Origin of the sequence: Mycobacterium sp. GA-1841 (assembly GCF_001954135.1) — a bacterium.
Taxonomy (GTDB): domain Bacteria; phylum Actinomycetota; class Actinomycetes; order Mycobacteriales; family Mycobacteriaceae; genus Mycobacterium.
In genome coordinates this window covers 137428-160676 of sequence record NZ_MBEQ01000015.1, presented here as the reverse complement: position 1 = coordinate 160676, position 23249 = coordinate 137428, and the positions used below count along the sequence as shown (strand labels likewise).

The window sequence follows — 23249 nt, the reverse complement described above, 5'->3', positions numbered from 1 at the left end:
GAGCACACGTGGGCCCGTGGTGGGCGGCGAACTGGACCGAGGTGCTCGGATTCGGCACGGGCCTGTTGTGCGTGTGGTTGGCCAGTCGGCGCAACGTATGGAACTTCCCGATCGGCATCGCCAACAACCTGGTCTTCCTCTGGTTGTTCACCGTCACCGCGCTGTACGGGAACGCCGCACTGCAGGTGGTCTACCTCGCTCTCGGGGTGATGGGCTGGTACGGCTGGGTGCGGGCGAAGGGCGCCGACGACGACGGATTCGTCCGCTCCGCCACCGCCCGCGGCCTCGCGGTCGCGGTACTCGCCGGTGGGCTCGGCACTGCGGGTGTGGCGCTGCTGCTGGGGCAGACCGACTCCACCACCGAGTTGGCCGACGCTGCCACCACCTCCTTCAGCCTGGTCGCCCAGGTGCTGCTGAACCGGCGGTGCTGGCAGAGTTGGTACGTCTGGATCGCGGTGGACGTCGCCATGGTGGGCTTGGCGGCGAGCAAGGGGTTGTGGATCACCGGTGCCCTGTACCTGATCTTCATCGGGCTGTGCCTCCACGGGCTGCGCAGCTGGCGGCGCGAGCTCACGGCCGCTCCGCACAGCGAACCGGTCGAACAACATGCCTGAGTTCACCCACGGCCTGGTGCTGGGAAAGTTCTATCCTTTCCACGCCGGCCATGCGCTGCTGATCAGGACCGCCCTGGCCCGCTGCGAGCGGGTCACCGTCCAGGTGCTCGGCTCCAGCGCAGAGTCCATCACCATGGAACGTCGGGCGGGCTGGATACGCGCCGAATTCCCTGGTGCCCAAGTAGTTTGCGGGCTCGACGATGCTCCGGTCGACTTCGATTCCGCGCCGGTCTGGGACGCTCACATGGCGGTGATCGAGGCCCTGCTGGACTCCCCGGTGGACGCCGCGTTCACCTCCGACGTCTACGGCGGCGAGCTGGCCCGGCGCCTGAACGCCGCCTGGGTACAGGTCAACCCGGACCGGGCGCAGCTGCCGGTCTCGGCGTCCGCGATCCGCGCGGACCCGGATGCGCACTGGTCGACGCTGCCGCCACTGGTGCGCACCGACCTCATCCGGCGGGTGGTGGTGCTCGGCGCCGAGTCCACCGGTTCCACCACCCTGGCCGCCGACCTCGCTGCCGCCCTGGCCACCCACTGGGTGCCCGAGTACGGGCGTGAGTACACCGAGACCCGCGACGGCGGACCGGACTCCCCTTGGCGCACACACGAATTCGATCTCATCACCGACCGGCAGATCGCGATGGAGCGCGCCGCGGCAGCCACCGCGCCCCGCTCGGTCCTCGTCTGCGACACCGACGCCCTGGCCACCACCCTGTGGCATGAGCGGTATGTGGGGCATCGGGCGCGGCGGCTGGAACTCCGGGCCGAAGCACACCGGCCGTCGCTGTACCTGCTCACCGGCGACGAGATCCCGTTCGTGCAGGACGGCTGGCGCGACGGCGAACACCTCCGGCACGCCATGCAGGACCGGTTCCGCGAAACCCTTGCCGCCCAGCCCGTGCCCTGGATCGAGGTGCGGGGCACTCCGGCGCAGCGCACCGCCACCGCCTGCGATGCCGTCAAGAGGGAATTGGCGGCGACACCGCTGTGCAGCGCGCCCCTGCCGCAGCGCGGAACCGGCATCATCATCAGATGAGCGATCGCTGGCAGCACATCCCCGAGGCACCCCCCCCCCCGGAACCCGGCGACCGCATCGGGGACCTCACGGTCGATGACCTCTTCGCGCCGCCACCGCAGGCACAGGTCAGCCTGGACGAGAAGGTGCGGCAGGCCTACTTCTGGCTCGTCAACTCCGCAGTGGTGCTGCCCTATCACGACATCGAGTTCTCCACGGCCGAGCCGGTCACCTTCTCCGTCGGTGATTCCGGCGCCGTCCTCACCCTGCCGACCGACCAGTCCTATGCCTCGGGCGTGCTCGTGCCACTGCTGGCGTTCGCGGTCGGCGGCCGGTGCCTGCTGGTGGGCGGACCCGGCCGGGGCAAGACCACCGTGGCCACCGTGCTGGCGGTGATGGCCGGATCCACCCCGGCGCAGGTGCGTCGCGATATCCAGCAGGGCCAACCGCAGCTGAGCATCTCCGACCTGGTCGGCATGCCGCTGCCGAAGGACCTGCTCGGTGCCGAGCGACTTGCCGACGTGCGGATCGCCTGGCGCGAGTGGCTGACCGCACCGGTGAAGATCGTCGACGAGGTCAACCGCATCCCCACCAAGACCCAGTCGGCATTGCTGACGATGGTCGCCGACGGATATGTGGAGTCGCACGACCAGCTGCTCACCACCGCACCCACCGACGGGGTGGAGTCCTGGTTCTTCACCGCCAACGACGATGCGGGCGGGGGCACCTTTGCGCTCATCCAAGCGCTGCGCGACCGGATGGACGTCACCGTCACCGCAATGGGTTACAACCCGCGATTCCTCGACGAGCTGATCGCGCGGGTGGAGCGCGGTGAACGGCCCGAGGAACACGTACCGTCCGAACTCGTCTTCGGCCCCGCCGAGCGCGCCGCCGTCGCCGCCGGAATCCGGGCGGTGCCGGTTCCGCCCGAGGTGGTCTCGGAATTATCGTCGTTCGCCGCCCATTTCGAGTTTGCCCAACACGGTGGACGGACCTTCGAGCACCGCACCAAGGACGTCATCACCACCGGCGGCGGCCGCGTCGGCGAGGTGATCGACCTGAACACCGGCGCCGACGTGCAAGCCGATCTCGGTGCCGAGACGGCGTCGGCGCCGTCACCACGCGCACTGCAGGCCCTCATCCTGTACGCCAAGGCGATGGCCTGGTTCCGCGGCAGGCCTGCGGTCGGCTCCGACGACGTGGCCGCCGTACTGCCATTTGTGTTGCGCGGCAAGGTGGCTCCGAACCTGCACCACCCGGCGTTCGATGGCGCCGACGGGGCGGAACTGCGGACCGACACCGGGGCTTGGCTGAGCACGTTGTGGGAGCGGGCCCGCCGGGAGCGGTTGGCCCGCGACGAGGACCCAGTCGGTGCGCTGCTGGCTCAACTGCGAGCCGGACTGGCCGGTGTGAGTCGCGCCGAGGTATCCGCGCGGCTCACCGCGGTGGAGTCACGCATCGCCCAGATCGCCGACACCGGAAAGCTTTACGGCGCCACCTACACCGATCTGCTGACGCTCAAGCATGTGCACCAGCGGTACCGCAACTACCTCACCTGGCTGGACGCCACCGGCGGTGGGCGGTGATCCCGCCCGGGCCCGAAGGGCGCCTGGTCAACCTCGACCTGCCGCCGCTGCCGTCACCTCCAGTACCGCAGCCGGCGCAGGTCGAGGCGAACGTCGCCGCCTGGGGTGGCTCGGTGTCGCTGCTGCGCCGGTTCGCCCAACATGTTTCCGCGGCGCCGCCAGAGTGGCGATCGGTGCTGACCGCGCTCGCGGCCTGGCGGGCCGGCGTGGTCCGGCTGCGGGTGAGCGCCCTGGCCAGGGGCCGCGAACTGCTCGCGGCGCGGCCCGACGCCACCGGGCACGTCGGCGCCGTTCTCGCCGTGGCGCCCGAATCGGTCGGCCCCGCGCTGGCCGGCCTGACCACCGATCCGTTCTGGTGGCCCGGCGCCGCCCCGCACGACGGGCGCCCGCGTGGCTATCCGCAGCCCCGGGTCGATGCCGTCGGCGGTTTCGTCGGTTTCGGCGGGCCGTTCTTGGTGCCACCGGAGACCGTTCTGGGCACCGAGCGGCCCGACCGGTTCGTGGTGCGAGCGGGCCCGCAGCACTGGCTGCTGCTGCTCGACGTCTGCGGCGCGGTGTTCGTGCCCTCCGCGTCGGGATGGGCCGCCGAACGCGAGCAGCATGTGGTCCGCGCCGACGGCTCGTACCTGTTGGGCGTCGACATCCCCGGCTTGCGGATCTGGCCGTGACGGACGAACCGCTACCCGGATGGTCACAGGCCTGGGCCGACGCCCAGGAGCTGTGGGGCGTGCGGATGCACCCGCCGCACCCGCACGAGCTGGACGGCACCTTCGCGGCATTCACCTTCCCGTCGCGAGTGCTCATCGATGTCGCCGACCTGCGTCGTCAGGGACTGACCGGGCACCTCGTCAGCGTGTTCGCCCACGAACTCGGGCACCACGTGCTCGCCCCCGCCACCCGGGTGGAGGGGGCCCGGATCCAACTGCAGATGGCCAACGCGGTGTCGGTCGCCGCGCCCGACGGTGTGCCGCTCGATCGGGTGGCCCGAGTCGGGGCGATGCTGGCGAATCTGTGGGAGGACATGCTCATCAACGTCCGGGTGGAACGCGCCCAGCGCCGCGCCGGGCTGACGCCGACGATCGTCGACACCTGGCGGGTGTTGCGCACCGACACACCGGGGCCGGTGATGGCGCGGGTGTTGCGGGCCTACGAGATGCTGTGGCTGTTGCCGCCCGGCACGCTGGCCGGCGGGCCGGTGACCCCTGAGCCGGTGGAGACCGATGCCGTCGTGCTCGCAGATCTGGTGCGCACCTACGGAACCGACCCGCTCGGCGGGGCACTGCGGGCCGGGCTGGTGCTCGGTGGCGCGCTCACCCAGGACGTCACCGGCACCGGCTGCGCGGGTGAGGTCGGTGGTACGCCGCTCACCGAGGTCGAGATGACCCGGGTGCTCTCCGATCCGCGGTTGCAGGAGCCGATCGGCGAGGCGATTCCGTTGACCCGGGGCCACGGTGGCCAGGCGCACGACATCGCCGTCACCGAGGCCGTTCTCGGTGCCGGAGACCCGGCCGCCGTGCTGCGGGCCTGGTACACCAGCCGGGCCGCGCCGTGGTGGCGCCCGCTACGGGTGCGCACCGACGAGGTGCTGCCCGAGCCCGATCTTCCTGGTCCGCTGGAGGTTTGGGAAGTGGGCGATGAGATCGCCGACCTGGATCTGCCCGCGTCGCTGGCGGCCGGGCCGGTGCTGATCCCGGGCGTCACCACCCGCCGCCGCGCGATGCTGCCCGACGGCGCCGTCCGCGCCGAATCCGAGATCGACCTCGACCTGTACGTGGACTCCTCGGGATCGATGCCGGCGCCACAGCTCGGATCGCCGGCACTGTTGGCCGGGGTGATCCTGGTGGGCTCGGTGCTCGCGGGCGGCGGCCGGGTCCGGGTCACGTCGTTCGCCTCGGCCGGGCAGGTGGCCGGCAGCGACTGGACACGGGACCGCCGCGCCGCAATCGACGCCGTGCTGCACTATTTCGGTGGTGGCACCACGTTCCCGCTCGATCTGTTGCAGCGTCGCTATGCCCGGCCGGAAAGGCGCGGCACCCATCTGGTGGTGCTCTCCGATGACGGCATGACCAGTCTGTTCGGCGCCGGGCAGCCCGACTACGGCCACGTCGCCGCGCAGGTGCGCCCGGCGTTGGACTCGGCCACCCTGGTTCTTCTCGGGGTCGCCCGCGGCGCCGCCGAGGCAGCAGCCGCAGGCTACGACATTCGGCTCGTACCGGACCTGGCCGCCGCGCCGGCGGTGTGCGGCGCCCTGGCGGCCGATCTTCTCGAGGGAGCGCGGGCATGAACCATGAGCAGATCCGGGACGAGGCGCTGAACCGGTGGATCCGCTCCGGGGGCGATGAACAGACGCTCTGGGCCGACCCACAGCTGCGACCGGGCCCGGCCCTGGCCGAGATCACCGCCCGCATCTCGGCCACGCCAGCGGAATTCCTCGACCCGGCCGTGGACCTGCGGGCGTTGGTGGACCAGTTGGTCTGCTACCCGGGCGGTGGACCGCTGGCGCCGAGCCGCAACCGACCACCCGATGCGCCGGTCCTCGACGACCTCGGGGACGACGTGCGCGCCGGTGCCGCCATCGCCGCGTGGCTGCTGGGCAGCCAGCTCACCCTAGGTCGCTACAGCGTGGATATCGGTATGACACAACAGTTTTACCTGGTTTCTGACCTGGCGGCCGAGATGCTGGGGCTGCGGGTGGCACCGGTCGCACCACCACGCACCTGGTTCACCGACGATGAACGCCGCGAGGAGGCCGCACGCTGGTTCCTGCTGCGCTTCGGGCTCGTGCCCGCCGGGGAGGACCGCGATGCTGCTCGCGCGGCCCTCGACATGCGCGACAGCCTGCGCCGAGACCGGGCCTTCGCCGCGGCCCGCGAGGCCTACGAGCACCGGGCCGCTGTCGTTTCGGCCATGCGCGCCAAGGCAGCCCGCGAAGCCGCGCAGCGGTACGGGCACGAATGAGCACCCCGCAGGAACGACTCGAGATCGGCGAGTACCGACCCGGCGTCGCCGCCGTCCTGTCCGACGCGCAGCGCTGGCCCACGCTGGATGCCGCCGGCGCGGCCCGGTTGCGTGCGCTGCGCGTGCATCCGGACGCGCCAGTGTGGACGCACGCCACCGGGGACCGGCTCGACGCCGACGCCATCGGCCGGGTGCTCGAACCGCGGCCCCACACCGGCTGGCTCACCGAGCACCTGCAGACAGCGCGCGGATTGCTCGCCTACCGCGGGCTCGGCCGGTTGGAGCGGCTGGAGGACTTCCCGACCATCAGCCGTGAGGACCTGATCCGCGACATCGGTGCGTATGTGCCGCTCAATGCGGATCTGCGCCGGCTCGTGCACGGAACCAGTTCCGGCTCGACCGGCCATGCCCTGCTGATTCCGGACGATCTGGAGGACACGGCCCGCACCTTCCATCTGTTCCGCTCACTGGCCGCAGCCGACGGCGTGGTGTGGGATCCCGATCCGCGGCGCCTGGCTTTGGTGAACGTGGTGCATCAACAACAGGCGTTCAGCTATGCCGGCTCGATCAGCTCGTTCGGCCACGCCGGTATGGCGCGGCTGAATCTGCACGCGTCGGCGTGGGCGCGCGGCGAGGGGCAGCGGAATTCCTTTCTGCGAGCGCAGGATCCACAGGTGATCACCGGTGATCCGAGTTCGTTGACCTCACTGCTGGGTGTCGGTGGGTTGCATCCGCTGGCGCTGTTCTCGTCAGCCATGGGGTTGACGCCGGGCGCCCGGGCAGCGCTTCAGGATGAGTTCGGGGTGCCGGTGTATGACGTGTACGGCCTGCACGAGACCCGCCCGATCGCCGTGCGCTCCGACGACGGCCCGCACCGCATCCTGGACCGGCGGGTGCATGTGGAGATCCTCGACGCGGCCGGCGTTTCCGTGCCGTCCGGAACGCGGGGAGAAGTCGTGGTGACTGCCGGCGAGAACCCGTTGTTGCCGCTGGTGCGGTACCGCACCGGTGATTTCGGCCGGCTCGTGACCCTGTCCGACGGCACCCGCGCGATCGCCGATCTCGAAGGCCGGGAAGAGGTCGTCTTCGCGACCGTCACCGGCGCCCGGCTGCCCGCCGTCGACGTGACCCAGCAGCTGCAGCGGCACGGCGCGATCGGTTGGACCGTGCACCAGGGCGCTGACGGTTCGGTGGCCGCCGCGGTGGTCGGCGGGGACAGCGCGGCGATCGAGGCCGCCCTGGCGGCACTGTTCGGAGCTGCAGTGCCGATCCGGCGGGTGGCCACGCTGGCCGACCTCGGTGAGGGTAAGCCGCGGCGCTATCGCCGCGACGTCAGCTGATCCGATTCTGGTCTGCAGCGCCGGAATGCGGTCTAGGGTCGAGAGATGACTGAATCAACGATGATTCGGCGTCTCGCCGGGGCGACGGTCGCCGTCGCGATGATCGGCGTTGGCGCGGCGTGCAACTCGGACAGTTCGGACAACTCCACGACCCCGCAACCGTCTGCCACCACCAGTTCCGCGACGAATGCCGCTGCCCCGTTGACCGGTTTCCTCGAAAACCGCGATGGCACAAACGGAACTGTCACCTATAAAGCAGAGCTCCCGCAGCTGAAAGGCGGTGACGATGCGGTGCGCGACGCGTTCAACGGGGCAATGGGCGCCGCCCTCGACGACTATCTGAAGCCGAACGAGGACAACCTGTCGGTCACTGTCGCGCCGGGCGTGCTGAACGAGGATGATCGCAGCGAGGTCGCCCACATCGGCACCGGGGCGGTGGCCGGTGTACTACTGCTCAACATCTTCGTCGACCATGCAGCCCATCCGTTCAACGTGGTCGCGACGACGGTGATCGACGCGCACACCGCCAAACCGATCATGATCACCGACCTGTTCACCGATCAGAACGCCGGGCTGACCGCCCTCGTCGACGGCATCAAGGCCAAGATCGCCGAGGACGAAAAACTGGCCGACCAACCCGCCCCCGAGCCGGTCGCCGATCAGCTCGCCAACTGGGTGCCGGATGACGACGGCCTCGTCGTGTACGTCCCGGTCGCCCACGTGCTGGGCGACTACTACCCCGTCACCGTGGACTGGGACGCCCTGGCCGCTGTGTTGGCGCCCGGGATGCAGGAGCGATTGACGAAGTAGGTCCTACTGCGCGGGCCGGTTGCCAATCTCCAGACCGGCCAGCGGCGAGGTGCCGTCGAAGATGACTTTGCCCCACTCGCGCACAGTGCAACGCACCGTACCGGCCAGGAACTCATAGTCTGTGTCGATGTTGCGGCGTTGCGCCGGAAGCGGCACGGGCAACACGTGCGGTGACCCGCCGTTGCCGTGTCCGTCGAGCTCCACCACGAATTGCGGTGTGCGAGCGGTGATCTGCCAATGCCAGCCATCACGGTCGAAGTGGTAGTTCACCAGCGCCGGCGGGGTCAGCCGCAGCACGCGTGAGCCGAGCCGAATCACCACGCCGGTGACTTCCTGTCCCACTGGGCCGAATTCGAGCAGACCACCGGAAAAGGCCACGCAGACATCGTCGGTGCCGAAGTCGTGTGCTTCACCCCACCACCAGCGCTGCGGGAAGCCGGCCCCCCAATTCCGTTCGCAGTACAGTCGCGCGTCATCGAACTTCCAATCGACACCCGCACCCTTCACTGTCCCAGAGGCGCGCCCGCCGAGGCAGTACGGCTGCCAGTACTGCGTGAGGAACGGAACCGAAGAGAACAGGCCGCCGCCGCCGAACACTTTCGGCCATGGCTGAGTGTTGTCAACGGTGAGGTCGACGGTCATGTCGTCGATCGTCAAACGCAACCCCGACCTGTTGGCGTCCAGCACATTGCCGCCGTCGTTGGCGCGGACCACGAAATCGCGCCGATCGGCTTCGACTCCGTTGATGACCGCAGAACGCACCACCCCGCCCGGCTCCACGGCGATCGCCGACGTCGACCAGTCCCCGTCGGGATGCTGGTTGCTGCTGCACAGGGCGACCACCACCCGACCTGACGCCGCATCGGTGAGCCGCCAGAACCAGCCCTCCATCTCCGTGCCATGGGACGGCAACGGATCCCCGAACGGCACGTCGGCACCCGTGCGGCGATACAGCGCCACGAGTTCTCGGGCCGGCCAGGTGAGGGCTTCAACGGCATCCATGCCGCCTTGGTACCCGGTTTCCGGAGCGGAGATGCACGCCAAAAATTGTGGGTTTCGATCGCGCCCGGCACGGGGTACAGGCCAGGCAGCGCGGCACCACGGCGGGCCGCAGAGCGAGAAAGGACGGCCCGGTGATCCCGTTTATCTGCCCGAGTTGCGGTGAGTTCGATATCGAGTCCCCCGAATGCGCGTCGTGCGCGCGCAGTGCGCACGAGGTGCAGGACGTCGCGGCCTGATCGAGCGCCCGTTCTCAATGCTTGCGCCCCAATAGAGAATGGCCCCCGGAGTCTCCTCCGGGGGCCATTCTCACTGGTAGCGGGGACAGGATTCGAACCTGCGACCTCTGGGTTATGAGCCCAGCGAGCTACCGAGCTGCTCCACCCCGCGTTGCGAATACAAGGTTACCGGGGCCTTACGCACAGCTCCAAATCGTCTGCTCAGAGCCGGTTTTTGGTCGAATTCGACCCGAGAACCACCGCAGAATCAGTCCGCATAACGCACCACCTGACCGCAGCGGAACACCCCGGCCGGGTCGTGCCGCTGCGCCAGCGCCGCGAGCCAGTGCCGGGTGTCCTCGTCGTAGACCCGTGCGGCCCGCCCGGCGTCCTCCGACGCCGCGAAGTTGGCGATCTGGCCGCCGCTGGACCACCGGGACAGCGCCACCATGAGCGCACCGGCCTGGGGCACCACCAGATCGGCGACCGGTGGCGCCAGCACGCCGATCGTGGTCACGGCGAAGGCGGCGTCGCGATGGCAGAACGCGCTGCGGTGACGACCCTCGCGAGCCAACGCGCCGCCCAGCATGCGCACTTCGACGACGGTCTGCACCGAGTCGGAACCGGGACCGGCCGCGCCGAGCAACACCGCGACCGTCTCCGCGGTCAATTCCCGTAGCAGCGTGTGGTGTTCGTAGCCGGGCATCGGATCGACCGGGTCGGCGTGCACGGCTCCGATTGCGGCATAAGGCAATACCCCGACGGTATCGAGCACCGGGGTCGCGACGGCCCGCATCGGCGCCAACAGCCGTTCGGCCTCCGCGAAGTCACCGAGCGCGGCGTAGCGTACTGCGACCGTGAGCCGGCCGGCCAACGGTTCGGGAACGCCCGGCAGCGGCGGAAGTTGTTGCAGCGCGATCGAGGTGGAGACCGACTCGGGCAGGTCGGCACACCACCGGGCCCACTCCCCCAGGACCACGGCCGCGTCGGCGCCATCGAAAATCACCGCGCCACCGTAGAACTCGGCAATCGGCAGCAACTCGATCTCCACGGCGGTGACTATGCCCAGCGTCGACTTCCCGCCGCGCAGGCCCCAGAACAACTCGGCGTTCTCCTCCGGGGTGGCCCGCAGGAACTCCCCTGCCCCGGTGACCAATTCGAAGGACCGCACGTAGTCGGCCGACAGTCCCACTGTGCGCACCAGCGGTCCGATGCCACCGCCGGTGAGAAAACCGACCACGCCGACACCCGGCGCCGAGCCGCCCAGCCCGGCCAGGCCGTGCGGCGCCGCGGCATCAAGGACGTGCTGCCAGGTGGCCCCGGCGGCCACCCGGGCGGTGCGGCTCGCGGGATCGACAGTGACACTGTTCATCTCCGAGGTCACCACCAGGATGGCGTCGGGTTCGACGGTCAAGGCACCGTGTCCGGTCGCCTGCACACCCACTCGGAAGCCTCGGGCCGCGGCGAACCGTACGGTGTTGGCGATGTCGTAGGCCGTCGCCGCCAGCACCACCGCAGCCGGCTCCACCCTGGCCGCCACATTCCACGGCGTGGCTCGCTCGTAGCCGGCTTCCCCAGGCAGTGAGACGGGTGCGGCGACATGGGCCCGCAGGCCGTCCAACGCGTCGTCGAGTCCGTCGTGCGGAAGATCGGTCAGGGTCATCGATGTCCTCCCAGGAATGCCGCCCAGCAGCCGGCGTGTATTTCGGCGCAAAGCATGACCGGGACCTCTTGGTGTTGACTTGGTGCCCAGGTCAACTCACGGCGAGCAGACACAGAGGCACCGGACACGCCGGGCGGTGCGGGGCATCTGCGTCTGCTCGCGGGCGGAAATTACTTCGCGGAGTCGTACTTGTTCATCGCATCGTTCAGCTTCTGCAAGGCGTCACCGTACTTGCCGAAGTCACCGCTGCGCTGAGCATCACGCGCCGCCGACATCGCCGACTCGATCTCCTTGAGCGCGGCGGACTTGGCCGGGGACAACTGCACCGGCTCACCTGGCGGCACCGCCGCGGGTGGGGCGACCACCTGCGGGGCCTGACCGTCGGCGTTGGCCGGCGGCGGGGCGGCCGGGGGCGCTTCCGGTGTGCCGGCAGCCGCCTGCGGCTTGTTGTCCGTGGGCGCCACATTGGTCGCGGTGGCCCCGGCACCCGGGCCGAAGATCTCCGTCAGCGCGTCACTGACGGTCGGGGCGTAACCGACCTTGTCGCCGTAGAGCATCGCCACCCGGATCAGGCGAGGATAGGACGACGCCGCATCACTGGTGCCCGGTGAGGCGTACACCGGTGCCACATAGAGCAATCCGCCGTCGGCCACCGGCAAGGTCAACAGGTTGCCCCACCGGATGCGGTTCTGGTTGTCACGTCCGATCACACCCAGATCCTGGGAGACCGCGGTATCGGTACTGATCGCGTTGAACGCCAACTTCGGACCGTTCACCTGGCCCGGGATCGTGAGCACGGTGATCTTGCCGTAGTTGTCCGGATCGGAGCTGGCACTGATGTAGGCGGCCAGGAAGTCCCGCCGGATCCAGTTCATCGCGCTGGTCAACTGGAACGACGACGAGCCGTTGTTGTGGGCGATGTCGCGCGCCACGATGTAGTACGGCGGCTGGAAACTACTCGCCGTCGGGTTGGGATCCAGTGGCACATCCCAGAAGTCGGCGTTGGTGAAGAACTTCACCGGGTCGTCCACGTGGTACTTGGCCAGCAGTGCCCGCTGCACCTTGAACAGGTCCTCCGGGTAACGCAGATGGTTCTGCAACTCCGGAGAGATGTCCGACTTCGGCTTGACGGTGCCCGGGAACACGTTCATCCACGCCTTGAGCACCGGGTCCTGCTCGTCCTGGGCATACAGCGTGACGGTGCCGTCGTAGGCGTCGACGGTGGCCTTCACCGAGTTACGGATGTAGGACACCTGCTTGTCGGGCGCCAGGCGGTTGAGTGCCACCTCGTTGGAATCGGCGGTGGCGCTGGACAGCGTCGTCAACTCCGAGTACGGGTAGTTGTCCAGCGTGGTGTAGCCGTCGACGATCCAGACCATGCGCTTGTTGACGATGGCCGGGTAGACGCTGGTGTCGGTGGTCAGCCACGGTGCCACGGCCTCCACCCGCTGCGCCGGGTCACGGTTGAACAGGATCTTGCTGTTCTCCCCGATCACGTTGGACAGCAGGAAGTTCCGTTCGGCGTACTTGGACGCGAACACCGACCGGGTCAACCAGTTGCCGATCGGCACGCCGCCGGCACCGGTGTAGGTGTAGTTCTTGGTCTCGGTGTTGTTCTCGTAGTCATACTCGCGGTCGACGTCACCGTTCTTGCCGACGATGGCGTAGTCGGCGGCAGTATCGGCGATCACCGGGCCGAAGTAGACGCGCGGCTGATCCAGCGGCGCCGGTCCGGGCGAGATGACGCTGCCGTTGGCACCGACGACACTGGCCAGAAACTCCGGGTAACCGCCGTTCTGGTTGGGATCGTTGGCGATTCCGCGCACGGTATTGGCCGGCGAGGCGATGAAGCCGTTGCCGTGGGTGTAGACGGTGTGCCGGTTGATCCAGTCCCGCTGGTTGTCGATCAGACGGTCCGGGTTGAGCTCACGTGCGGCCACCACGTAGTCACGCAGGTTGCCGTCCGGCCCGATGTACCGGTCCATCGACAACTGATCCGGGAAGTAGTAGAAGTTCTTGCCCTGCTGGAACTGGGTGAAGGCCGGGCTGACGATCGTCGGGTCGAGCAACCGGATGTTGGACGTGGTCGCCCGGTCGGCCGCGACCTGCGCGGCGGTGGTCTGAGCGTTGCTCTCGTAATTGCGATAGGTCACCGCGTCATCGGTGAGGCCGTACGCCTGCCGGGTGGCGGTGATACTGCGTTTGATGTATTCGGCTTCTTTCTGCGCCGCGTTGGGCTTGACGCTGAACTGCTCGACGATCAGCGGCCACCCCGCCCCCACCACCAGCGAGCTCAGCAGCAACAGCACCACACCGATGGCCGGAATCCGCAAGTCCCGCAACATGATCGCCGAGAACACCGCCACCGCACAGATCACCGCAATGGCCAGCAGGATCAGCTTCGCCGGTAGTACGGCGTTGATGTCGGTGTAGCCCGCTCCGGTGAACGGCTTGCCGGCGCGGGTGTTGCTGAGCAATTCGTAGCGGTCCAACCAGTAGGCCAACGCCTTGAGCAGGATCAAGATGCCGACCAGGCTGATCAGCTGGATCCGCGCGGCGCGGCTCAGCGCACCGCTGCGTCCGGTCAACCGGATCCCACCGAACACGTAGTGCCCCAGCAGGTTCGCCACGAACGCCAGGAACGTCGCGACGAACAGATAGGTCAGCACCAGCCGGTAGAACGGCAGATCGAACGCGTAGAAACCGAGGTCACGGCCGAACTGCGGGTCGGTGATCCCGAAGTCGCCGCCGTGCAGGAACAACTGCACCCGCACCCAGTAGCTCTGCGCGATGACGCCGGCCAACAGGCCGATGAACACCGGCACACCGATACCGAACAGCCGCAGCCGGGCCAGCACCGTGGTGCGGTAGCGCGCCACCGGATCGTTGGGCCCGGCGGCCGGGACGAACACCGGACGAGTGCGGTAAGCCAGCGCCAATGCCGCGAACACCACCGCACCGATGAGCAGACCCACCACGAGGAACACGATGACGCGGGTGGCCAGCACGGTGGTGAACACCGAGCGGTACCCGAGCTCGCCGAACCACAGCCAGTCGACATAGCCGTCGACGACGCGTGGCCCGATCAGCAATGCCAGCACCACCACCAATGCCAGTGCGATCAGCATCCGGCTACGTCGCGTCAGCTTCGGCATCCTCGCCGCGGGCCGCATCCCCACTCGTGAACTCCTGTTTCAGCCTCGGTGGACTCGTGACATGCCCGAGGGGGCCGCCCGATTTCCTACAACTCTAGCCATTCACAGGTTGGGCACGGGTCAGCAGCGAGGCGGTTCGCCACCGGCAGAAATCGTGTGCAACGCGTCGACCGCCTGGGTCAGCGTTCCCACCCGGATCAACTCCATGCCCTCCTGAGGCGCCGAACGCGCCTCGGTGCAGTTGTCGGCCGGCACCAGGAACACGGTCGCACCGGCCTCCTTGGCGGCCAACATCTTGTGCGTGATGCCGCCGATGGACCCAACCTTGCCGTCGCCGGTGATGGTTCCGGTCCCGGCGACGAACTTGCCGTCGTTGAGATCACCGGTGGTGAGCTTGTCGACGACGGCCAGGCTGAACATCAGGCCCGCCGACGGCCCGCCGATGTTGGCCAGATGGAAGTCGATGCCGAACGGCGCCCACGGCGCGTCGAGCACGCCGACCCCCAGGAAGCCGTAGTCACGGTCAGGGTTGTCGCCCAGCGTGATGGTGGCGACCCCGGGCGGGGCATTCTTGCGGCGGAAGTCGATCACCAGCTGATCGCCGGGCTTGGTTTTCTTCAGCAGCGCCTGGAACTCGTCGAGGTTGGCCACCGGGGTGCCGTTCACACCGTCGATCGCGTCGCCTTCGCGCAGCTTGCCCGCCGACGGGCCGGGATCGGTGACGCTCTGCACGGTGACCGCCATCGGGTATTTCAAGAACGACAGCGCGGCGTACTCGGCGCTGTCCTCGGACTTCTTGAAATCCGAGTTGTTGGCCTTGTCGATCTCGTCGCGCGACTTGTCCGGCGGGTACACCAGATCGCGCGGCACCATCTGTTCACGGCCCGACATCCACAACGCCAGCGCCTGTCCCAGGGTCAGGCCGTCGCGCTGGGAGACCGTGGTCATGTTGAGATGCCCGGAGGTGGGATGCACCACCGAGGTCTCACCGTCGGTCTTGATGTCGACGACCTCCTTGCCCTCGACCTCACCGAGGGTGTTGAACGTCGGACCCGGCCCCAACGAAACGAAGGGCACCGTCACCACCGAGAGCAACACCCCGAACACCAGGATCGGCACCAGGGCGACGAGCAGCGTCAAAATCCGCCTGTTCACGCCGCCCACAGTAAAGCCTGCGTCATTGTGTTCACCCACAGCGTGACCCGCAGCCGCACCCGGACACCCGGGCATGAGTACCGTTATGGGTATGGCTGACCTGCCCTTCGGCTTCTCCGCCGGGGACGACCCCGACCGAGACAAGCAAAAGAAGGATCCCGATTCGGGGTCCGGTTCCGGCAATCCCGGGCCAGGTCCGGGTGCAGATCCGTTCGGCTTCGGCATGGGCGGTGGCAACTTCAACATGGGTGACCTCGGCCAGATCTTCACCAAGCTCGGTGAGATGTTCAGCGGCGCCGGCGGGGCGATGGCCGGTGGCAAACAATCCGGGCCGGTGAACTACGACCTGGCCCGGCAGTTGGCGTCGAACTCGATCGGATTCGTCGCACCGGTGCCGGAAAAAACCACCGGCGCCGTCGCCGATGCCGTGCGGTTGGCCGAGACCTGGCTCGACGGGGTGACTCCCCTGCCCGCCGGCACCACCAAATCGGTGGCGTGGACGCCCAGCGACTGGCTGGACCACACCCTGGACACCTGGAAGCGACTGTGCGACCCGGTGGCCGAGCAGATCTCGTCCGTGTGGGCCTCGGCGCTGCCCGAGGAAGCCAGGAGCATGGCCGGTCCGCTGCTGGCGATGATGTCCCAGATGGGCGGTATGGCCTTCGGGTCTCAGCTGGGCCAGGCTTTGGGCAAGCTGTCCCGCGAGGTGTTGACCTCCACCGACATCGGCTTGCCGCTGGGTCCCAAGGGCGTCGCGGCGCTCATGCCCGACGCGATCGAGTCACTGACCGAGGGGCTCGAACGTCCCCGCAGTGAAATCCTGACGTTCCTGGCCGCCCGCGAAGCCGCCCATCACCGGTTGTTCAGCCATGTGCCGTGGTTGTCGAGCCAGCTGCTCGGCGCGGTCGAGGCCTTCGCCAAGGGCATGAAGGTCGACATGTCGGGCATCGAGGACTTCGCCCGCGGATTCAACCCCGCCTCACTCGGCGACCCCTCGGAGATGGAGCAGTTGCTCAACCAGGGCATCTTCGAGCCGAAGGCCACCCCCGAACAGGAAGCCGCCCTGGAGCGGCTGGAAACCCTGCTGGCGCTCATCGAGGGCTGGGTGCAGACCGTCGTCACCGCGGCCTTGGGTGACCGCATCCCCGGCACCTCGGCACTGGCCGAAACCCTGCGGCGTCGTCGTGCCACCGGCGGCCCGGCCGAACAGACCTTCGCCACCCTCGTCGGCCTGGAACTGCGCCCGCGCAAGATGCGTGAAGCCGCCATGCTCTGGGAGCGGCTGACCGACGCAGTGGGGATCGACACCCGTGACAGCGTGTGGCAACACCCCGACCTGCTGCCCAGTGCCGCCGACCTCGACGAGCCGGCCGGTTTCATCGACCGCATGATCGGCGGCGACACCAGCGGCCTCGACAGCGCCTTCGAACAGGCTTTCGCTGATCTTGAAAAAGAAGCCGACCTGGAGAAAGAGCAGGGCGAGAGCAACCCCAACCGTGACGCCAAAGACGACGACAAAGGTGACGAACCCGACCAATCCTGACGCCGCGGGGCCTGTGGATAACTGAAACGCCAGATGCCGCGGTCGTGGCAGAGTCGTCGCATGACGCGCTACGTTCTCGTCGCAGGCTGGCCGATCCTGCTGCGTCCCGACGACGCGGTGCAACTCGGCTGGGATCCACGACGCGCGGTTCTGGTCCGTCCCCCGGCCGGCGTCACCCAGACCCAACTGCAACACCTGTTGCGAACGCTGCAGACCGGTGCCACCCGCGCCGAATTGACAACGGCCACAGAACCATTCATTGATACCGACGCCGTCGACGAGCTGATCGATGCGCTGACCGCGGCCGACGTCCTGACCGCCACGCCGGATCGCCCCACCCGGTCGGCGTCCATCCGCGTCCACGGCCGCGGACCGCTGTCAGAACTGTTGACCACGGGCCTGCGCTGCTCAGGCGCGAGGGTCCGGCACAGCACCCACCCGCACGCCCGGGGCGTGGCCGCCGCCACCGACCTGGTGGTGCTGGCCGATTACCAGGTCACCGACCCGAGACTCCGGCAGGAGCTGCACCACGGCGGCATCGCCCACCTACCGGTCCGGGTGCGTGACGGCGCCGGATTGGTCGGCCCGCTCGTCATTCCAGGGCTGACCAGCTGTCTGCAGTGTGCGGACCTGCACCGCACCGATCGCGATGCGGCGTGGCCGGTCGTGGCCACCCAGCTGCGGGGCGCGGTCGGCACCGCCAGCCGCGCGACCATCCTGGCCACCGCAGCCCTGGCCATGCGACAGGTCGAGCTGGTGATCCGGGCGGTCGGACACACCGGTGGCCAGCAGCCGGCTCCTCAGGCACCGCCGACGCTGAACACCACGCTGGAACTCGAAGCCGACGGCTACTCGATCGTGGCAAGACGCTGGTCCCGCCACCCCGACTGCCCATGTTGAAAACGAATGTTGCCAGTTGGTTGTGGGCCGTTCAGCCAAGTCATGGATGATGGTCTGGTGTCTGACATCAAACGGGGCAGCGTCGCACGAAATGCGAAGCTCGCCGGCCTGGCCGGCGGCATGGCGGGCCGGGCCGCATTGGGGTTCGGTAAGCGTCTGACCGGCAAGTCCAAGGACGAAGTCACCGCCGAGTTGATGGACAAAGCCGCCCACCAACTGTTCACCGTGTTGGGTGAGCTCAAGGGCGGGGCGATGAAGGTCGGCCAGGCGCTCTCGGTGGTCGAGGCCGTCATCCCCGAGCAATACGGCAAGCCGTACCGCGAGGCGCTGACCAAGCTGCAGCGCGAGGCGCCGCCGCTGCCCGCGGCCAAGGTGCATCGGGTGCTCGACGGGCAACTGGGCACGAAGTGGCGCGACCGGTTCACCTCGTTCGACGACACCCCCGTGGCGTCGGCCAGCATCGGCCAGGTGCACAAGGCCGTCTGGTCCGACGGGCGTGAGGTGGCCGTCAAGATCCAGTACCCCGGCGCCGACGAAGCGCTGCGCGCCGACCTCAAGACGATCCAACGGCTGGTCGGCGTGTTCAAGCAGCTGGCCCCCGGAGCCGACATCCAGGGCATCGTCGATGAGCTGATCGAGCGCACCGAGATGGAACTGGACTACCGGTTGGAGGCCGACAACCAGCGGGCGTTCGCGAAGGCCTACCGAGACGATCCGCACTTCGCGGTGCCCGCCATCATCGCCAGCGCACCGAAGGTCGTCATCGCAGAGTGGATGGACGGCATCCCGATGTCGGTGATCATCCGCGAGGGGACCCCCGAGCAGCGCGACCTGATGGGCACCCGGCTCACCGAGCTGACCTTCGACGCCCCCGCACGCATGGAAATGATGCACGGCGACACCCACCCCGGAAACTTCATGCTGCTGCCCGACGGTCGGATGGGCGTCATCGATTTCGGCGCCGTCGCACCGATGCCCGGTGGTTTCCCGACCGCGCTCGGCGAGACGATCCGGCTGGCCCGTGACAAAAACTACGACGAACTGCTGCCCACCATGGAGGCGGCCGGTTTCATCCAGAAGGGCGAACAGGTTTCGACCGAGGAAATCGACGACATGCTGCGCCAGTACGTCGAACCGATCGAGGTCGACGTCTTCCACTACACCCGCAGGTGGATTCAGCGCATGGCAGCCGGCCAGATGGACAACTCGGTGGCCCAGATCAAGACGGCCCGCCAACTCGACCTTCCGCCGAATCTCGCCATCCCGCTGCGGGTGATCGCCTCGACCATCGCGATCTGCTGCCAGCTCGACGCGCATGTTCCGGTGAAAGCGATTGCCACCCAACTGGTCCCGGGTTTCTCCGAAGAAGCGGCCTGACGTTTTCTGCCAGGGCCTCGACGGCCCGTCACACCCGAGCGTCACGCTGGAGTGACGCCCGGCCTCGGGCGTCACTCCAGCGTGACAATGGCGCCGGGAAATGGGCGCGCTACGCCGCAGCCGGATTGCCCGGGGCGTTCTTACGCGGACGCCCCCGTGGCCGCTTGCGGGCCACGATGGTGCCGCGGTCGAGAATCTCTCCACCCCAAACACCCCACGGCTCCTGCCGTTCCAGCGCGGCGGCCAGGCACTCGCGACGGATCGGGCAATCCGCGCACAGAGCCTTGGCCTGCTCCAGATCGACTGGGCTCTCGGCGAACCACAGATCGGGATTCCCGATGTGGCACGGCACCGCCGGTAGCCGCTGCTCGCATGTCACCGGCGCGACGCTCACCTCCGGAGCGGTCATCGCAATGGACATGTGCTTATCCCCCTGCTTCCTGGTCGTAGTAGTCGGCGATCTGTCTCTTCGAGGGGATCTGCGACCAGGTTTTCCGGGGTGTGCGAACAACTCCCAAAAAATTTGGCCACGGATCCGGTTGACTGCGGGTCCGTGGCCATGTGGCTGGTGATGGGAGCTCTACCTAGAGGGGCTCCGATCCACGGACGCGCCAGTCGCGGCGGCGGGGCGGCGCTTACGCTGCGGTGCAATAGCAGCGGCCGGCCACGCGGCGGCAGCGGCGGCGGCGTGCCGATGCGCCGCCGGGTAAGCCGCGGCGGCGGGGACGGCGAGCGCGGACGAGGGCATGCCTACTGCCGCTACACCGCTGATACCGATGTTGCTATCCATTGCGGGCACCCTCCTTCCGTCTCGTCACCAGAGCTGTGTTACGAGGCTAAAGCCTAACAGCCGAACTGCACAACTTATTTTCTACCTGCGGTTTTGGCGCGATCTTTACGAATCTTGGCCGCCGTTGACCCGGGCGGCGACCAGCTCGAGAACATCCGGGCCGTACTGCTCGAGCTTGCGTGCACCGATACCGGGAAGTGCGACCAACGCAGCCTCGTCGGTGGGCAACGATTCGGCGATGGCAATCAGGGTGTTGTCGGTGAACACCACAAAGGCCGGCACCTTCATCTCCTTGGAAACCCGCAGCCGCCAGTCCTTGAGCTCGGCGAGCAGCTCCTCGTCCAGATCGGAAGGGCAGGTTTCGCAGCGACGCAACATGATTGCCGGTGGCGTCGACAGCGCGGCGTTGCACACCCGGCACCGTGGCGCCGGTCCCCGTTGCCGGCGTGACCGGTCCGGCCCCGGGCCCGCTGTGTTCTGCAGTTGCGGGGCGATGCCGTTGAGGAACCGCGACGGCCGCCGACCCTGACGCCCGCCCGGGGCGCGCGCCAATGCCCAACTGAGCCCCAGATGGACGCGGGCCCGGGTGACCCCGACATAGAGCAGCCGGCGTTCCTCCTCCACCGGCTCACTGTCCGGGCCGTGCGCAAGCGCATGCGAGATCGGCAGCGTCCCGTCAGCCAGGCCGACGAGGAACACCGCATCCCATTCCAGGCCCTTGGCTGCGTGCAGCGACGCCAGCGTCACACCCTGCACAACCGGCGGATGCCGCGCGTCGGCGCGTTGGCGCAGCTCGGCGACCAGCGCCCGCAGATCCAACTCGGGGCGCACCGCGACTTCTTCGTCGACCAGCTCGGCCAACGCCGTCAGCGCTTCCCAGCGTTCGCGGGCCTTGGTACCGGCCGGCGGTTCCGCGCTCAGTCCGAGCGGCTCGAGCAGCTCACGCACCAGGGCGGGCAGGTTGTCCTCGGGAATGTCACGTTCGGCGAACCGGTGCATCGCCACCAGGGCCTGGCGGATCTCCTGACGGCTGAAGAAGCCCTCGCCGCCGCGCACCTGGAAGGCGATGCCGGCCTCGGTGAGCGCCTCCTCGTACACCTCGGACTGTGCGTTGATCCGGTACAGCACCGCGATTTCGGCGGGCTCCGTACCGTTTTCGATCAGCTTCTTGATGGACCGGGCGACGGCGTTGGCCTCGGCCACCTCGTCGGGATATTCGGAGAACGTCGGCTCCGGGCCCGGGTCACGTTGCCCCACCAGATGCAACTTGCTGCCCGCCATCCGGCCCCGCGCGGCCGCGATGACCCGGTTGGCCAACGACACCACCTGCGGTGTGGAGCGGTAGTCGCGCTCCAACCGCACCACCGCCGCGTCAGGGAAGCGCCGCGAGAAGTCCAACAGGAACCGCGGTGTGGCCCCGGTGAACGAATAGATCGTCTGGTTGGCGTCGCCCACCACGGTGAGATCGTCGCGCTCCCCCAACCAGGCATCGAGCACCCGCTGCTGCAGAGGGGTGACGTCCTGATATTCGTCGACGACGAAGCAGCGGTAACGGTCGCGGAATTCCTGGGCGACGGCGGCGTCATTCTCGATGGCCGCGGCGGTGTGCAACAGCAGGTCATCAAAGTCAAGGAGCATGACATCCTTGCTGCGGGCCTTGAGCGCCTCGTACCCCGAATAGACCGCGGCAACCTTGGCCGCATCGAACGGGATGTCCCGCCCGACTTTCGCCACGGCCGCGCCGTAAGCCTCCGGTGTGATCAAAGATGCCTTGGCCCACTCGATTTCACCGGCCAGGTCCCGCACATCGTCGGTGCTGGTCTGCATCCCGGCCCGGTTGGCGGCCTGCGCGACGACGGCGAACTTGCTGTCGAGCAGCTCCCACCCGGTGTCCCCGACCAGCCGCGGCCAGAAGTACTGCAGCTGACGGCGCGCCGCGGCGTGAAAGGTCACCGCCTGCACCGCAGCGGTGTTGACTCCCGACTCCTGACCCAGCACCCGCAGCCGCCCGCGCATCTCGCCGGCGGCGCGCGCGGTGAACGTCACGGCGAGCACCTGGCTGGGCGCGACGTGGCCACCGGCCACCAGGTGCGCAATCCGGCGAGTGATGGTGCGCGTCTTGCCGGTGCCCGCACCCGCGAGCACGCACACCGGACCGCGGGCGGCCAGCACTGCCTCCCGCTGCTCATCGTCCAGATCACCCAGGGCGGGCGAGGGAGCCTCCAACGGCATACGGTCCATGGTGTCAGAGACCGGTGACAATCCCGGGCCCGGCGTGCCCGGTACCTACTGCTGCCGGCGCAGCCACTGCTCGAACGTGATGGGCGCGATACGGGCGCCGTCGCCGGGCAGCAGCGCATTGCCCGACATCGACAGACCGAAGACCGACGACCACGTCGGCACCAACGTCACCTCACGGCCACGCGCGGCCAGGGTCCGGCGGGCCATGTCCACCAGATCCTGGGTTTGTGGGCCGGCCACGTCGACGTACCGGCCCTGCGGCTCACCCACCACGATCTCGGCGAGCACGGCGGCCACGTCATCGGGATCGATGGGCTGCACGAGAAGCGGTGCGATCTCGGCGGTGGGGCCACCGGGGCCGTCGTGTTCTGTCCAGCCCACCACCATCTCGGCGAAATCGTGGAACTGTGTGGCAGGCACGATCGTCCACGGCACCGGCCCGGCCTCGACCAGCCGTTCCTGCTCGCGTTTTCCGGCGTAGTGGGCGTTGCCTTCGATGTCGTGGATGCCCACGATCGAGAGCAGAACGTGATGCTCGACGCCGGCGCGGGCCTCGGTGGCGAGCAGATTGCGGGTAGCCGTGCCCAGATAGTCCACGGTCGCGTCCCGGTCGGTGGGCGGAGCGCTCGTCACGTCGACGACCCCGTCCACTCCGGCCAGTGCGGCGTCCAGGCCATCACCGGTGGACAGGTCCACCCCCTTCGAGCGGCTGATGGCCACCACCTCATGTCCGGCGCCCTGCAGGACCGCGACCACGCGCGTCCCGATATTTCCCGTCGCTCCGGCAACTGCGATCCGCATGATGTCTCCCGTTTTGGCCCGGTCCGATACCTCGGACTATATCGCTCCGGCGCGGGTGAATTCTGGGTGAGAACGGGTGACGCG

The 23249-nt window shown here is 68.3% G+C and carries 18 protein-coding genes and 1 tRNA gene; 11 read left to right on the top strand and 8 right to left on the bottom strand.

What is annotated here, in order from left to right; all coding sequences use genetic code 11:
* The first annotated feature begins 8 nt into the window (after positions 1–8).
* From pnuC to A5740_RS04225, 8 genes are read left to right on the top strand one after another with little or no spacing between them, the layout of a single operon-like run.
* Positions 9–614, top strand: coding sequence for a nicotinamide riboside transporter PnuC (pnuC, locus tag A5740_RS04260; RefSeq protein ID WP_076191738.1), 606 nt, complete (start codon positions 9–11; stop codon positions 612–614).
* Positions 607–1650: an AAA family ATPase gene (locus A5740_RS04255; protein WP_076191736.1), complete on the top strand. Its 1044-nt coding sequence runs from the start codon at positions 607–609 to the stop codon at positions 1648–1650. The genes pnuC and A5740_RS04255 overlap by 8 nt, the downstream gene beginning before the upstream one ends.
* Positions 1647–3215 (top strand): MoxR family ATPase, encoded by a 1569-nt coding sequence (locus A5740_RS04250; RefSeq protein WP_076191735.1) that lies wholly within the window; start codon positions 1647–1649, stop codon positions 3213–3215. Before A5740_RS04255 ends, A5740_RS04250 begins: the two co-directional genes overlap by 4 nt.
* Positions 3212–3883 carry a hypothetical protein gene (locus tag A5740_RS04245; protein ID WP_076191733.1) on the top strand — a complete coding sequence of 224 codons (672 nt, stop codon included), beginning with the start codon at positions 3212–3214 and terminating at the stop codon, positions 3881–3883. The genes A5740_RS04250 and A5740_RS04245 overlap by 4 nt, the downstream gene beginning before the upstream one ends.
* The gene (locus A5740_RS04240) at positions 3880–5499 is read left to right on the top strand and encodes a hypothetical protein (protein WP_076191731.1); all 1620 of its coding nucleotides are present in this window, start codon (positions 3880–3882) and stop codon (positions 5497–5499) included. The genes A5740_RS04245 and A5740_RS04240 overlap by 4 nt, the downstream gene beginning before the upstream one ends.
* Complete coding sequence (locus A5740_RS04235) at positions 5496–6173, top strand: hypothetical protein (RefSeq protein WP_076191730.1); 678 nt, start codon at positions 5496–5498, stop codon at positions 6171–6173. The genes A5740_RS04240 and A5740_RS04235 overlap by 4 nt, the downstream gene beginning before the upstream one ends.
* Positions 6170–7513, top strand: coding sequence for a CoF synthetase (locus tag A5740_RS04230; RefSeq protein WP_076191728.1), 1344 nt, complete (start codon positions 6170–6172; stop codon positions 7511–7513). The genes A5740_RS04235 and A5740_RS04230 overlap by 4 nt, the downstream gene beginning before the upstream one ends.
* A gap of 45 nt (positions 7514–7558) precedes the next feature.
* Positions 7559–8323 (top strand): RsiV family protein, encoded by a 765-nt coding sequence (locus tag A5740_RS04225; RefSeq protein ID WP_139334916.1) that lies wholly within the window; start codon positions 7559–7561, stop codon positions 8321–8323.
* 3 nt (positions 8324–8326) lie between these two features.
* Here A5740_RS04225 and A5740_RS04220 read toward each other — a convergent pair whose 3' ends face one another.
* From A5740_RS04220 to A5740_RS04200, 5 genes are all read right to left on the bottom strand, one after another.
* Entirely contained in the window at positions 8327–9325 is a 999-nt protein-coding gene (locus A5740_RS04220; protein WP_076191725.1) for a tocopherol cyclase family protein, read from the bottom strand.
* A gap of 310 nt (positions 9326–9635) precedes the next feature.
* Positions 9636–9712: transfer RNA gene (locus A5740_RS04215), tRNA-Met, on the bottom strand.
* Positions 9713–9808: 96 nt separating this feature from the next.
* Positions 9809–11203: an FAD-binding oxidoreductase gene (locus A5740_RS04210; RefSeq protein WP_076191723.1), complete on the bottom strand. Its 1395-nt coding sequence runs from the start codon at positions 11201–11203 to the stop codon at positions 9809–9811.
* 170 nt (positions 11204–11373) lie between these two features.
* A complete protein-coding gene (locus A5740_RS04205; RefSeq protein ID WP_076191722.1) occupies positions 11374–14382 on the bottom strand; it encodes a UPF0182 family protein in 3009 nt (1002 codons plus the stop codon).
* A 96-nt stretch (positions 14383–14478) separates the two neighbouring features.
* Positions 14479–15513: a PDZ domain-containing protein gene (locus A5740_RS04200; protein ID WP_076191720.1), complete on the bottom strand. Its 1035-nt coding sequence runs from the start codon at positions 15511–15513 to the stop codon at positions 14479–14481.
* Between the two features lie 73 nt (positions 15514–15586).
* Here A5740_RS04200 and A5740_RS04195 point away from each other — a divergent pair, with 73 nt between their 5' ends.
* The 3 genes from A5740_RS04195 to A5740_RS04185 are packed head-to-tail and all read left to right on the top strand — an operon-like array spanning position 15587 to position 19333.
* Positions 15587–17056, top strand: coding sequence for a zinc-dependent metalloprotease (locus A5740_RS04195; protein WP_371454712.1), 1470 nt, complete (start codon positions 15587–15589; stop codon positions 17054–17056).
* A 60-nt stretch (positions 17057–17116) separates the two neighbouring features.
* Positions 17117–17956, top strand: a complete 840-nt coding sequence (locus A5740_RS04190) for a cyclodehydratase (protein ID WP_076191719.1) — start codon at positions 17117–17119, stop codon at positions 17954–17956.
* A 42-nt stretch (positions 17957–17998) separates the two neighbouring features.
* Positions 17999–19333 carry an AarF/ABC1/UbiB kinase family protein gene (locus tag A5740_RS04185; protein WP_076191717.1) on the top strand — a complete coding sequence of 445 codons (1335 nt, stop codon included), beginning with the start codon at positions 17999–18001 and terminating at the stop codon, positions 19331–19333.
* A gap of 109 nt (positions 19334–19442) precedes the next feature.
* Here the strand turns inward: A5740_RS04185 and A5740_RS04180 are convergent, their stop codons facing one another.
* The 3 genes from A5740_RS04180 to A5740_RS04165 form a co-directional block, all read right to left on the bottom strand.
* The gene (locus A5740_RS04180) at positions 19443–19754 is read right to left on the bottom strand and encodes a WhiB family transcriptional regulator (protein WP_076191715.1); all 312 of its coding nucleotides are present in this window, start codon (positions 19752–19754) and stop codon (positions 19443–19445) included.
* 474 nt (positions 19755–20228) lie between these two features.
* Entirely contained in the window at positions 20229–22355 is a 2127-nt protein-coding gene (locus A5740_RS04170) for an ATP-dependent DNA helicase UvrD2 (protein WP_175616153.1), read from the bottom strand.
* A 54-nt stretch (positions 22356–22409) separates the two neighbouring features.
* The gene (locus A5740_RS04165) at positions 22410–23165 is read right to left on the bottom strand and encodes an SDR family oxidoreductase (RefSeq protein ID WP_076191711.1); all 756 of its coding nucleotides are present in this window, start codon (positions 23163–23165) and stop codon (positions 22410–22412) included.
* Positions 23166–23249: the final 84 nt, after the last annotated feature.